Annotated in this window: 12 protein-coding genes; 3 read left to right on the top strand and 9 right to left on the bottom strand. The window is 44.3% G+C overall.

Annotated elements, in window-relative coordinates:
* Positions 1-7: 7 nt before the first annotated feature.
* From dnaG to rpsU, 3 genes are all read right to left on the bottom strand, one after another.
* On the bottom strand, positions 8-1,876 hold the full coding sequence (gene dnaG, locus ACLVWP_RS01040) for a DNA primase (RefSeq protein WP_413559426.1): 1,869 nt from the start codon (positions 1,874-1,876) through the stop codon (positions 8-10).
* Positions 1,877-1,972: 96 nt separating this feature from the next.
* Positions 1,973-2,419 carry a GatB/YqeY domain-containing protein gene (locus ACLVWP_RS01035; protein WP_413559424.1) on the bottom strand — a complete coding sequence of 149 codons (447 nt, stop codon included), beginning with the start codon at positions 2,417-2,419 and terminating at the stop codon, positions 1,973-1,975.
* An 82-nt stretch (positions 2,420-2,501) separates the two neighbouring features.
* On the bottom strand, positions 2,502-2,702 hold the full coding sequence (gene rpsU, locus ACLVWP_RS01030; RefSeq protein WP_088617237.1) for a 30S ribosomal protein S21: 201 nt from the start codon (positions 2,700-2,702) through the stop codon (positions 2,502-2,504).
* A 158-nt stretch (positions 2,703-2,860) separates the two neighbouring features.
* Here rpsU and ACLVWP_RS01025 point away from each other — a divergent pair, with 158 nt between their 5' ends.
* The 3 genes from ACLVWP_RS01025 to ACLVWP_RS01015 are packed head-to-tail and all read left to right on the top strand — an operon-like array spanning position 2,861 to position 6,082.
* Entirely contained in the window at positions 2,861-3,958 is a 1,098-nt protein-coding gene (locus ACLVWP_RS01025; protein WP_413559422.1) for a hypothetical protein, read from the top strand.
* A complete protein-coding gene (gene tadA, locus ACLVWP_RS01020; RefSeq protein WP_413559421.1) occupies positions 3,955-4,884 on the top strand; it encodes a tRNA adenosine(34) deaminase TadA in 930 nt (309 codons plus the stop codon). The genes ACLVWP_RS01025 and tadA overlap by 4 nt, the downstream gene beginning before the upstream one ends.
* Before the next feature lie 7 nt (positions 4,885-4,891).
* The gene (locus ACLVWP_RS01015; RefSeq protein ID WP_413559419.1) at positions 4,892-6,082 is read left to right on the top strand and encodes a hypothetical protein; all 1,191 of its coding nucleotides are present in this window, start codon (positions 4,892-4,894) and stop codon (positions 6,080-6,082) included.
* A 59-nt stretch (positions 6,083-6,141) separates the two neighbouring features.
* Here ACLVWP_RS01015 and ACLVWP_RS01010 read toward each other — a convergent pair whose 3' ends face one another.
* From ACLVWP_RS01010 to ACLVWP_RS00985, 6 genes are all read right to left on the bottom strand, one after another.
* Complete coding sequence (locus tag ACLVWP_RS01010) at positions 6,142-6,831, bottom strand: response regulator transcription factor (protein ID WP_413559418.1); 690 nt, start codon at positions 6,829-6,831, stop codon at positions 6,142-6,144.
* Positions 6,832-6,905: 74 nt separating this feature from the next.
* Complete coding sequence (locus tag ACLVWP_RS01005; protein WP_413559416.1) at positions 6,906-7,265, bottom strand: translation initiation factor; 360 nt, start codon at positions 7,263-7,265, stop codon at positions 6,906-6,908.
* A 5-nt stretch (positions 7,266-7,270) separates the two neighbouring features.
* Positions 7,271-8,797 (bottom strand): SpoVR family protein, encoded by a 1,527-nt coding sequence (locus tag ACLVWP_RS01000; protein WP_413559415.1) that lies wholly within the window; start codon positions 8,795-8,797, stop codon positions 7,271-7,273.
* Positions 8,798-8,862: 65 nt separating this feature from the next.
* Positions 8,863-9,960: a DUF444 family protein gene (locus tag ACLVWP_RS00995; protein WP_413559414.1), complete on the bottom strand. Its 1,098-nt coding sequence runs from the start codon at positions 9,958-9,960 to the stop codon at positions 8,863-8,865.
* A 2-nt stretch (positions 9,961-9,962) separates the two neighbouring features.
* A complete protein-coding gene (locus tag ACLVWP_RS00990) occupies positions 9,963-12,038 on the bottom strand; it encodes a PrkA family serine protein kinase (RefSeq protein ID WP_413559412.1) in 2,076 nt (691 codons plus the stop codon).
* 75 nt (positions 12,039-12,113) lie between these two features.
* Positions 12,114-12,767: a hypothetical protein gene (locus ACLVWP_RS00985; RefSeq protein WP_413559411.1), complete on the bottom strand. Its 654-nt coding sequence runs from the start codon at positions 12,765-12,767 to the stop codon at positions 12,114-12,116.
* Positions 12,768-12,770 lie beyond the last annotated feature (3 nt).

Genomic DNA, 12,770 nt, shown 5'->3' with positions numbered 1-12,770 from the left:
CCCGCCTTTATCCTTTGTTCAGAGATAGTCGATCTCTGTGTGCCTTCATAATCTGTTCCAACTTTTCAGAGCTTGGCTCGGACTTTAATTCCAGGGCCAACTGCTTTGCTTGATCGCGCAAGAAATTGTCGCGCACGCGCTTAAAGCAATCGCGCAGAAGCTTCGCCTCAGCTTCTTCATCAAATCCGGGGTCACCCTCACTGGCTGGTGCCTCTTGAAATAATAATTCCGGATGATCTACATAGGAGACAAGGAGACTGGTCAATTTATCAAACTTATTTAAGTCTTGTCTATACACATCAGTTGCTTTTTCCAGGATCTTTTTCACTCCTGGGTGAGCAATACTCGCCAGCACATTTTCATTCACAAATTGCTCAAAACTGGCACGACTTTTGAGTACCAATCCTAATAGCATTGCTTCCGCTTTTGAGGCTCCTTTGAGGGTGATTTTGCCACCTTCCACTGAGTCAGACGCGCTAGCCACTGCTGTTTGGTTAGTCGATGGAGCCCCTTGATTTGGCTGCACCGTCCTAGAGAAATTACTACGATTCTGCGAATATACAGGGCCGCTACTTTGTAGTCCTACAGCCTGACGCAGCCACGGCAGGGTCACACTCATTTTTTGAGCGGCCTCAGCCAAGTACAAATCACGCAAACGCTGATCAGGAATGACCTCAAACAACGGTTTCAGCTTATCCGCCAATTTAACCTTTTCAGGAGCGTCACCGCGGTAACCCTCCATCCAACGAGTCAAAATCAGCATAAACAGGTCAGGAGCGCGATCTAGCTCGGCTTTCAAGGCCTCTGCCCCATACTTTTTCACGTAATCATCAGGGTCCATGCTGTTTGGTAACGTCAGACCCTTTGGATATAAATCAGCTGCGAGCAAAATCGGAAGACTGCGCTCAGCCGCTTCCATCCCCGCAGAGTCGCCGTCAAACAGCGCCACCACGTTACGAGTCATACGCTTCAACATTTTGCCGTGCTCAGGCGTCAACGCCGTTCCCATGGTCGCTACAGAGTTCCTGATTCCCGCTTGGAATAAGGAAACCAGATCCATATACCCCTCTACAATAAGGGCTTGGTCTTCAGAGCGAATATAGCGAGCTGTTTGCGACAATCCATAAAGCACGCGGCCTTTAATGAACACCGGCGTTTCAGGAGAGTTTAAATATTTAGGTTCAGTTTCTTTTTTCTCTAAGTAACGTCCACCGAATGCAATAGGCTCGCCCATTGCCGAGAAAATCGGGAACATCAAACGATCACGGAAAAGATCGAAGTAACCGGGCTTACCGTTGCGAGCCTTTACCAGGCGCGCTTCTTCGGCCAAGGCCATTGGCACTTGCTTGTTTTGCAGAACGCGCTCTAAGCCGTCCCATTCAGCGATCGCATAACCAATACCGAAAGTGTCGATCACTTCCTGAGAAAGGCCACGGCTGGCAATATAGCGCTTAACCGGGTGATCGTTAGAGACGCGACGAAGTTGCTCTGAAAAATAATCAGCAGCGAGCTTATTTACTTTTAACAACGACTTCTTTTTATCAGCGGCTTGATCACGTTGTGGATCATGAGCCTCTGGAGCGGGAATTGGAATGCTGGCGCGGTTTGCAAGGTACTCAACAGCCTCAGGGAAACTCATGCCCTGATAATCGCGCAGGAATGAAAACAAGTTACCGCTCTTGTGACAACCAAAGCAGTGGTAGACTTGCTTCACTTCTGAAACAGAGAACGACGCTGTTTTTTCAGCGTGATCTGGAAACGGACAACGACCCATTAGGCCCGATCCGCTCTGTTTTAGCTGTGTGTATTGGGAGATGATATCGACGAGGTTGTTCGCCTCTGACACTCTCTCAATAAAGTCTTGGGAAAAACGCATGTACCTTCCAAAGTTTCGTTTTTTATGACCTTGGGAACTCACTTAACATGAGTCCCCGCAGGCTTTAGGCAAGGTCCAATTCTTCCGAGGGAAAAACTAGGCTAATTTAGCTTTGATAACTTCGCTTACAACCTTGTTGTCAGCGGCGCCATTGGCACGAGCGATGACTTCTTTCATCACTGGGCCCATGTCTTTTACAGTTTTAGCGCCAGTTGCGGCGATAACTTCTGTAACAAGAGCTTCAACTTGCTCGCGGCTCATTTGCGCTGGCAAATAAACTTCCAAAACTTTCAATTCAGCAGATTCTTGGTCAACCAAGTCTTGGCGGCCAGCTTGCGAAAATTGATCGATGGATTCTTTACGTTGCTTAACTAGTTTTTTAACGACGTTCATCACTTCTTCCGGAGTGATTGGGTCTGGGCGCATATCGATTTCACGATTTTTGATCGCCGCTTGCAGGCCACGAAGTGCTGTCAGCTTTAGTGATTCTTTTGCGATCATTGCGGCTTTAACATCAGCCATGATTTTGTCTCTGATTTCCATGAAAACTCCCTATGGTGATTATGACAAAAGGCGACTTTGTGGGTCGCCTCTTGTGAGTAAGAAACTATAATTCAATTAAGAACTATTCGCCCCAACCTTTACGAGATTTCTTAACCGCGCGCTTACGAGCAGCGATAGATTTCTTTTTAAGTCTTACTGAAGGCTTTTCGAAGTGTTCGCGTTTTTTAACTTCAGAAAGAATACCTGCTTTTTCGCAAGATTTTTTGAATTTACGGAACGCTGATTCAAAAGATTCACCATCTTTGATTTTAACCATTGCCACGACAATCACCTGCCTTCCCATGTGGACGAGAGAGAGAAATAAGAATGAGAGTGTATAACAAAGAGGCAACAGAGGGGCAACCCCTCGAGGTCTTAATGCGGTGTATTATAAAGATTCCCAGTTGGAGGCCGCCAGAAGTTGTGTGTATCGTTGGGGACATGAAACTTATCTATTTAATTTCATTAGCTTTATTTGCAACTGCCACAGCCCACGCAACAGCCTCGAATATGAGCTGGGCCACCCATTTATCGCCCGATTTCGTGATGGGAACCCCTCCCGCGATGAAAGCTGCCCAAAATAATCCCTCTGCCAGCTGGAATTTTGCCGCTGCCGACGCCTGCGAAGAGCATATTGCCAAGGCCGTTTGCCGAGTCAAAAGCCTTTCAGACAATGGCCAATGTTTAGAAGTTCCGGGTGAAGTTTTTGAAAACCTCCGCGCGGTTTATCAACGTTTAGCACCGCCACTTCAAACAATGTTTTGCAAAGTTCCGCAGATCTTTATCGCTGATGAGATGGCATCACTTGCGATGGCGGGATATGCGGCTCACCACTCTGATCCGACAAAAGTGATCACCTTCATGGCGATCTCCACATCATTGGTGGCAGAAAACCAATCTGCTGATGCGGTCTTTGGGTGGAAAGAACAAAGAATGTTCGGAGCGAAATCTCACCGCTATGAAGTTCAGAAGAGCGGACCCTTAGTTTCGATACGTACCAACTCTCCCATTGCGACACTTCAGTATGTTATCACCCATGAGCTTGCACATTTATTTGATTATCTGAATGCCGCAAACAAGTTCGAATGCCACTCCTCTGACAAATTTGATTGTCGTAAAAATCCAACGTCTCGCGAAGATTACCTTGAACTTTTGAAACACCAAACGCCGATTGAAGACTCCTGGGGATCTTTAAGCTGGAAGACGGGTATCGAACCAAACGAAAAAAATAATTTCCCTCTGCAGAGCAAGCTTTGCTTCTATGGCTGTACAGAAACTTTGAAATTATCAGACATGAGCGATTTCTATCTGCAATTGGACCCAACGAGCTTCGTGACTTCCTATGCAGCATCCAATCCTATGGATGATTTTGCGGAAAGCGTGGCCTTTTACTTTATGACCCAAGCCGACGATGATCTAAAATTTCGCATCAGCACTGGTCGCGTGATTTATTTTAACGAATGGCGCTGGTCCCTGATGCAAAAGAAGCATAATTGGATTGAGCTTTTCTTTGAGGGTGATCTAAAATATCCCCAATGAAGATAAGTCACGACCAAGACATTAAATGGATGCGCAAGGCTTTTGAACTTGCGCAAAAAGCCGGAAAAAACGGCGAGGTACCTATTGGTGCCGTTCTAGTTTCTCCGACCGGCGAGCTTTTATCTAAAGCCGCAAACGTTCGCGAAACTCTTCATACTCCCCTGGGCCATGCCGAACTTTTGTGTTTGCACAGAGCCGCTAAAAAACTTGAATCCTGGCGCTTAGAAGACTGCACCTTGTATGTGACTCTTGAACCCTGCGTGATGTGTGCTGGAGCTATCCAACAAGCGCGCATCGGTCGCGTGGTTTATGCCGCCCGCGATGCTAAAGGTGGCGCCGTCGAAAGTCTTTACCAAGTTCTAAACGATTCCCGCCTCAATCATCAGGTCCAAGTGACCACAGGTGTTTTAGAAAAAGAATGCTCTGAGCTTATTTCAGGATTTTTTCAAAACCGCCGTGATGAATTAAAGAATCAGAAATCTGAAAAGACCTATCGTCATCGCGCCTCGGCCGTCGTGGTTTATAAAAATAAAATTTTGGGATTCCACGCAGAAGATCCCATCTCTAAAAAGAAATATTTCTTTTTACCGGGTGGAATGATTGATCCGGGAGAAAGCGCTGCTCACACTGCCGTTCGTGAAGGCCAGGAAGAAACTGACTACAAAATCAAAGTCTTTCCTGAAACAGAATTCCGTCGCAAATATGACTTTGATTGGAACGGAAAAAACCAACCTTGCGACACGGTATTTTTCCTAGCAACACTTGATGAACCTTGGCACGAAGTCCGCGCCGTCACAGACGCCGACTATCACCGTGGAGTCGCTTGGGTTGATTTAAAAGATATTGATAAGACGTTCTCATACCATAAAGATATTCTGTGGGCTGTGCAAAAGCTCACAAAGACCGCTCGTAAAATGAAACTCTAGGAGGGTTATGCTTCATCTACTTGTATCTCTTGCACTTGCCGCCGCTCCAAGCGAAAGCCCTACACCCGCTGCGACCGCAACACCTGCGCCGACAGCATCGCCTGAATCAAACACGGCAATCACTCTGTCTCCGCAAAAAGAAGAGCTAACAACTCCTTCGACATCTAAATCCTTGATCGAGATTGCGGCGAAGCTTAACTCTACCCTGCCAGAGCAAGACAAAATCATTATTCCTTCAGCAGGCAGCCGCCAGTTTTTCTCCCTGCTAACGACGATGAAAAAATCATCGAGCAATGCAAAAACGGCAAAAGCATTTTTAAAGCTTTCTGATTTATCGATCCAAGGTTGCAACGCGTACTCTGCAAGTGGCAGCGGCAATGAACTTATGCTGACCGAAGCTTCTGAGATCTTTAAAATCACCAATGCTCAGGTTCGCCGCGAAGGCAGCATGAAAAATGCTCAAGCTTTAGCGCGCATCTCTTTGATGGTGACTCAATGTAAAGGCCCGGTACTTTTGAATCGCCTAGGAACATCTTGGCTGGAAGAGTCCGTGGAAACATTGAAAATGATGAATAAGCGCAAAATGAAAAAAGACGATATGATGCGCTTAAGAAACCTTAAAGAACAAGTACTAGCTCTTTCTGCTCAAGAAATCCTAGAGCAAAGCCTGCGCTTTGAAGTTTTGATTTCATCTGCTGAAATCATGAAGACACTTGGAGAAGCACCTCCAGCTCACGCTGAAACACCTGAAGATGTTTTCAATAACTTGCTATTATTAGATCAAGACGGAAAACCTCGCCAAGTCAGCATCGAGAAAAGTGCTGAAATCGCCATGAAGCTCCTGGATGCAGTCAAAGCATCTAAGTCTCCAATGTTTCCTGAATACACTGCTGAAATCGACAAGCAAATCAAAGAAGGCCGCGACGGAATCATCAAAGATCTTTCGTTGCAAGATTCTGGATTCACTAGTTATGAAAAATTTCGCGATGAAGCCTTTATGGATAGCTTCACTAAGAAGCTTGTTGCGGAACCTGCTTTGATGAAGAAAATTAAATCGAGCATTGCTGATCATCCCGAACTAAGCACTCATCTGTTCCAGCATCATCTGGCTCTTTACAAAGTAACTCCTGAATTCTTTGAAAAATTCCAGAAGTCCCTGCAAGAAGCGCAGAAAGAAGCTAAAAATCTAATTAAGTAATAAAAAAAGGCGGAAGTGATTCCGCCTTTTCTTTTTGATAACTTATAAAAATCTAAGTTTTAAGCTTCTAAACGGTAGCCCAAAGAAGGAACCGCTACGATACGACCGCTGAATTTTGCGATCTTGCGCTTAAGATAATTGATCTGTGAGTCCACGTTACGAGAAGTAACATCGGAGTCACCCCAGATCTCGCTCAAACATTTCTCACGAGTTACTAGGTTGTTCTTATCAGCTACTAGAAGTTTCAAGATATCGAACTGTTTTGGCGTCACGCTGACTTCTTCGTTATCGATGAAGATTTGGCGAGACAACAAGTTCATACGCAAGTTGCCTGCTGTTAGTTCCGCAGTTACTTCCGGTTCTTTTTCAGCCAAGCGAGCTTTGATTCTTAGGATCAACTCTTTCACGTGGAAAGGTTTAGAGATGAAATCATTCGCACCTGTCTCAAACGCTTTGATACGTTCATCGATAGTTGCAGCACCCGATACAAAGATAATCGGTGTGTTTTTGATTTCAGCTTGTTCGCGGACTTCACGACATACATCAACGCCCAACATGCCAGGCATTTTATAATCCAAAAGGATTAAGTCTGGCTTTTGTTCATTGATCAAAGCCATTGCCGTCGTGCTGTCCGATGTGTATTTGCAATCATATGTGGAGCTGAGGATTTCAGCCAACAACTTGCAGCTTTCTTCATAGTCATCGACGATGACAATTTTTTTAGCAGCCAAGTTTACCCCTACGTTCATGTTATTCTCGTGCATCTGCATATAAACAGAATGTCTGCTATCGAACAAAAATACAAGTTACCTTAAGTCTAGAACTACATCCCTTTAAACGGAATGCCTTTGACCTGTAAAATTTTTTTGATCGCTTCGCGTTTATCGCCCTGAATTTCAACTAATCCGAACTTCTCACCCATTACATGGGAGCCACCGACTCCACACTTTGCTTTGAGCTCTTTTGCCAAGGATTTAAGGAAGTCTTCGTTTCTTGGCAAACCATCTAGTACGGTTACAGTCTTGCCGCCGCGGCCATTTTTTTCGAGTCTGAAGATCACAGTGAACTTTTGTGTGGGATCGTCTTCAGGACGGCATTTGCATTCGCTCTTAAGCTCTTTGCAGTCAGGACACACAACGGTGTCCTTGGGATCAGTACTAAAAACTAAACGAGTATTCTTCATCAAAACTAACCAGAGCTTTCTTCAGTCGAAGGATTCGGTGTCGGTCCTTCTGCAGTCAGTTTATGCTGAGTATACTCCTTTCCGTCAAATCTAAAAAGTTGAGGTGTCTCATCCATGATCGTTGCGATATTTACGGGACGTTTCCAAAGCTTGAAAACGTTCTTCAAAGTCTCGCTCATAAAATCAGGCTGCATGTCGATGCCTTCATGAAGGTGATTCAATAATAATTCACCTCTGTTTTCGAAGTTTGCATCTTCAATACGAATGATCGGTTGACCAAAGTTCGTCATATGAAACAGCAGCTGCGCCTTGATGGCTTTGAAATTACTAGTGTCGACTTCAAACTTTTGGGTCTTTTTATTGAATTTATAGACGAACAATTTATTTCTCACACAGAAGTCTTCTGTTAAGAATTGATCAATAAATGTCACGTCGTTACATACTTTTCTAACTTCAAAAATTTTGTCGCGCCCCAGCCCAAGTTTCTTATCCCAGTGCTTGCGCTCCTTCACATCGTCACATTCTTCGAATTCGCGACCGAATTGTCCTTTGTTCCAACGCTCTTCAATGTCACGGAAAAGCTCAATACCTACTTTGTAAGGATTGTAACCATTCGGTGCCATAGCCATTGTTCCAGCATGATGATCAGCAAAATCGATGATTTCAGAATCATTCAAAATTTTTGTCGTCATCAACTTAGAATGCCAGTACGAAGCCCAACCTTCATTCATGGTTTTCGTCATACCTTGCGGAGAAAAATAGTAAGCTTCATCACGAATGATCGTCAGAACATCCACCTGCCAATCAGCGAGTGGTGCGTGATGAATAAAGAATTTCAAAATATCCTTCTCTGGCTCTTGCGGAAAGCGCTGTGCTTTCTCGCTCGCCTCTTGTTCAGCTTTGATTTTTTGTTCCTGAACGAATGAAGGAGGATTGATATAGTCGCGCATGTAATCGCGCTCGACTCTTAAAAGATAATTTTTTTCTTGTGGAGGAGGAGCCTCTGACTTTGCCACAGACTTTTCCACATAAGGACTATAACGATCGATCAAGTTTTCAAGACTCAAGCACACATCAATAAAGTTTTCGACAGTGTCTTGACCATAGCGATCCATGTAACGACGAATTCTTGTCGCGTGATTCGCCATCTGATCCATCATCTTACGATTTGTTTTCGAGAACCAAATGTTGTTCTTAAAGAAATCGCAGTGACCATAAACGTGAGCCATTACTAACTTTTGATCCATCATCGCATTACCTTCCATCAGGTACGCGTAGCAAGGATCCGTGTTAATCACCATTTCATAGATTTTAGAAAGACCGTATTCATAGCTCTTAGAAAGGTGCTCATACTCCATACCGAATTTCCAGTGTGGATATCTGACTGGAAAACCACCGTAAGCAGCGAATTGAGAAATTTGGTCATAGGTGATCAATTCGAAAATAGTTTCGAAACAATCAAGACCGGCATCTTTAGCGATTTGGCAAATGCGCTTGCGTTCCGCTTCTAATTCAGGAGTTAAATTTGCCATGGTAATTCCTCATCTCCAAAGGGTGGTTGCCCTTCCTAATAGGACCATTGAAATGAACGAATCGGTTAGCGACCTTTTCCGAGGAAGTCTTTGATCGAATCCAGAATCTTATCTCTGCTTTCGATTTGGCTCAGAGTGATTCTTTCGTCTTCGCCGAATTCCTTTTGCAGGTCCTTCAAGAACTGACCACTGCCGTATTTACTTTCGACTTGGCCATATCCAAAGACATTGCAATTAGGCAGGAAGAACTCCTGCAGCATCTTCACGCACAAACGCGTGTCTTCGCCACTCCAGTTATCCCCGTCGCTAAAATGGAATGGATAAATATTCCATTCGTTCGTTGGATAATCTGCCTGGATAATTTCTTGGCAAAGCTTATACGCCGAGCTGATCAACGTACCGCCCGACTCACTTGTTCTAAAGAACGTGTCTTCATCAACTTCTTTGGCTGCGGCATCATGGATAATGAAACGAGTCTCAAGACCCTTGTAATGCTTTTTAAGCCAAGTATTGATCCAAAAACTTTCAAGTCTGACGATTTCTTTTTGTTCCTCACCCATCGAACCCGAGACGTCCATCATGTAAATGATGACGGCTTGAGTTTGCGGTTGATTCACCTTTTTGAAAGACTTGTACTTCATATCACGACGGATCGGCAGAACCAGTGGCTCCTCTGAGTTATAAGTCCCAGAACCAATCTGACGTTTCAATGCGCTTTTATACGAAGATTTAAAATGACGAAGACCTTCAGGCCCCACCGGAGCGATACCTGTGAACTTCGTTTTTAATGAATCGATATTTTTATGACCTTTAGGTTCGATGCGTGGCAATTGCAACTTTTCACCCAAGATCTCTGCCAGCTCTTCCATGGAAAGTTCAACTTCCACCATGTGCTCGCCTGGAGCTTCACCAGCTTGACCTTGACCGCCTTCACCTGGATCACCAACATCTTGACCGGGTTGACCTTCACCTTGGCCAACACCACCAGATTGTTTGGGACCATAACGGAAATTAGGAATATCAATACGAGGAAGCGGGATCTTGACGAATTCGTCCTCCCGCTTACCAATCATTTCACCTTGCGATACGTACTTGCGAAGGTCTTCTTTGACCCTCCCCTTTACGATATCTCTAAATCGGTTTTGATCTTCCCGTATTGCCATTGTTATCTACTTTTCACATCGCCTCGGGCGAAGATACTTGCAACGTAATGTAAAACATCCGTCGCAGAGATTTCATCGTAACCGAAGTCTTTAATAAGACGTGTTTTAACGATATCAATCTTCTCTTGCGTATCTTTATCAACCGCGTTGCTAACAAGGGTTGTAAGTTTGATTGAGTCTTTTTGATCTTCAAAAAGTTTCAGCTCAATCGCCTTATGCAAGCGTTCGTTCATCTTGAAGTTAAATTTCTTACCTTCAAGAGCCAGGGCGCCAATGTAATTCATGATCTCGCGACGGAAATCATCTTTACGGGACTCTGGGATTTCGATCTTATCTTCGATCGATCTCATCAAACGCTCATCTGGTTCCTCGTCATTACCAGTGAACTGGTTACGAACGCGTTCCTTTTGAGTATAAGCTTTTACGTTATCGATATAGTTCGAGCACAATCTTGCCATCGCGCTTTCATCAGCACTGATCGCACGTTGCACTTCCGCCTTAATAATCTCTTCGTATTCTTGCATCACGACACCCAAAAGCTCTTTGTATTCAGCTTTCAGTTCTTCGTTTGAAAGAAGCGAGTGACTCTTAAGACCGGATTCCAATTCCTTAAAGACCATGAACGGATTCACGGAACCCTTATTGGATTGCTGAGCATTTACCAGCGCATTGGAAAGTTTATCTTGGATATAACGAGCCGAAATACCTTCTAAACCTTCGCGCTGAGTTTCTTTACGAAGCTCGCGCACGTTGTCTTCAGTGTAATTCGGAAGCGTTTTACCGTTATACAGTTTTAGTTTTTGCAAACGAGTGAGGTTTGCTTTCTTAGGTTTTTCCAAGCGAGTGAGGATCGCCCACATCGCTGCCATCTCAACAGTGTGAGGAGCAATGGAAATACCACGCACTTTTTGGGAGTTGAAATCACGCTTATAGATGTTGATTTCATCTTTCCAACGAGTGATGTAAGGAATATCGATTTTCACTGTACGGTCACGAAGGGCTTCCATGAATTCGTTGTCTTGCAAACGACGATACTCTGGTTCATTCGTATGACCGATGATCACTTCATCGATATGAGTTTGTGCGAATTTTTTAGGTTTTACTCTGTGCTCTTGTGATGCTCCCAAAAGGTCATACAAGAAGGCCACGTCAAGTTTAAGAACCTCGACGAATTCAATCATACCGCGATTGGCAACGTTGAACTCCCCGTCAAAGTTAAATGCACGAGGGTCAGAGTCGGAACCATACTCTGCGATCTTACGGTAGTTGATATCACCCGTAAGCTCTGTGGAGTCCTGATTCTTTTCGTCTTTCGGTTGGAAAGTACCAATACCAATACGATCGGCCTCAGAGATAAACAGGCGTCTTACGCGAACGTGTTTTAGCACGCTCATCAAATCGCCATCATAATGCTCCATCAAATGCTTAAAGATAAAACGTGAAGGAGGAGAAAGCTCACCATCCACGTGAACGCGGAAGGAACCTTCTTGGCCTTTGTTAATTTGCTCATACAAAGACGTGCGCATTTCTTCTGGAATCAAAAGCAATGGCTCTTCATTCATCGGTGATGGGAAAACTTTAACGTCTTTACCCAACAAACCTTTAAGCTCATTCTTTTCATCGATCCATTCGAACGTGTAAAGCGCACCTTGTGGTTGGTGAGAATATCTCTCCAATCCTTTTTTCAACATACGACAAATTGTAGATTTGGCACTACCCACCGGACCGTGCAACAGGATCACACGTTTTTCCGTGCCGTATCCTAACGATGCAGACTTCAAGACATTCACCAGTTTCATCAACTGAACATCAAGCCCGAAGACCGCGTCTTTACCGTTATTAAATTGATCGCTGAAAAACTTGTAGCGAACGACTTCTTTTTTGAAATCCAGATACGTTTCCGTACCCTCTTCAATAATCATGTCGAACATGCGTTGATAGGCATTCCTGGTAATTTTTGGATTAGCTTTAACCAGGTCCAAGTACTCAGAGAAAGTACCGCTCCAATGTTCTTTAGCATTGACGCTGGAGTTCTGCCAGTTGCTGATCAGCGAGTGAAGGTCAATCTTAGAGGACATAATACTCTCCCCGGTGATTTGTGACACACCTACTGACTTAGATTATGCCTCAATACTAGACGGTTAACGAGTTTTTTAATTTATTTGTATTGCCTTGAAACCATCAGGTTGTTTCAGAGTGAATGTCTCTGGTTTGAACTGGACCTCGGTCTGGGGTGATTTAAACAGCCACTGCATTTCAAATTGCGGGGCCGTAATTACAACTTTCTTTTGCCCTTCAGTTGTACGGTCTTTCCATTCAACTCGAATAGAACGTTGCTTATTCTCACACTTCGACAAAATCTTGGAACCATCTTGCTCGCAGATCCAACCAGGGCCGCGAACAGGTTCATCAAATGCGATATTAGCCAGATTCATTGGGTGCAAGCTCAAACCCATTATACGCTCAATGGATTTTTCGGAGCTCTTTCCATAATAGTATTCTTTGCGAGGGTAAATGGCATAAGCAATTTCTTTGGGAGACATAACCAAAGATGCGACTTGGTAACCCATCATCGCCGTCACATCCAAACGCACACGCTGATTCTTAATTGCCTGCATATCTATAGTAACAGACTGAGTTTTGTTATCCTTCATGTCGCGAATCAAAGCTTTGGTTTCCCATTCAGCTTTTTGGAGTGGGCCTTCTTGAACGACTTGCTTACTCGCGCAAGCGTTTAAGAACAGCGCTGCTGTTAGAAGAAAAAGACCCTGCATCAATGATATTAATTGTCGCCAAAGAATTTTCATTCC

It is taken from the genome of Bdellovibrio sp. HCB209, from assembly GCF_047306065.1.
Lineage (GTDB): Bacteria > Bdellovibrionota > Bdellovibrionia > Bdellovibrionales > Bdellovibrionaceae > Bdellovibrio.
Note: the sequence above shows the minus strand (reverse complement) of the source record. Positions and strands in the feature narration are given on the sequence as shown.

Coding starts and splice junctions, on each gene's coding strand:
- dnaG (WP_413559426.1), bottom strand. CDS start 1,876: ATGCGTTTTTCCCAAGACTTTATTGAGAGAGTGTCAGAGGCGAACAAC.
- ACLVWP_RS01000 (WP_413559415.1), bottom strand. CDS start 8,797: ATGGCAAATTTAACTCCTGAATTAGAAGCGGAACGCAAGCGCATTTGC.
- ACLVWP_RS01015 (WP_413559419.1), top strand. CDS start 4,892: ATGCTTCATCTACTTGTATCTCTTGCACTTGCCGCCGCTCCAAGCGAA.
- ACLVWP_RS00995 (WP_413559414.1), bottom strand. CDS start 9,960: ATGGCAATACGGGAAGATCAAAACCGATTTAGAGATATCGTAAAGGGG.
- ACLVWP_RS00990 (WP_413559412.1), bottom strand. CDS start 12,038: ATGTCCTCTAAGATTGACCTTCACTCGCTGATCAGCAACTGGCAGAAC.
- ACLVWP_RS01010 (WP_413559418.1), bottom strand. CDS start 6,831: ATGAACGTAGGGGTAAACTTGGCTGCTAAAAAAATTGTCATCGTCGAT.
- ACLVWP_RS01035 (WP_413559424.1), bottom strand. CDS start 2,419: ATGGAAATCAGAGACAAAATCATGGCTGATGTTAAAGCCGCAATGATC.
- ACLVWP_RS01005 (WP_413559416.1), bottom strand. CDS start 7,265: ATGAAGAATACTCGTTTAGTTTTTAGTACTGATCCCAAGGACACCGTT.
- tadA (WP_413559421.1), top strand. CDS start 3,955: ATGAAGATAAGTCACGACCAAGACATTAAATGGATGCGCAAGGCTTTT.
- ACLVWP_RS00985 (WP_413559411.1), bottom strand. CDS start 12,767: ATGAAAATTCTTTGGCGACAATTAATATCATTGATGCAGGGTCTTTTT.
- ACLVWP_RS01025 (WP_413559422.1), top strand. CDS start 2,861: ATGAAACTTATCTATTTAATTTCATTAGCTTTATTTGCAACTGCCACA.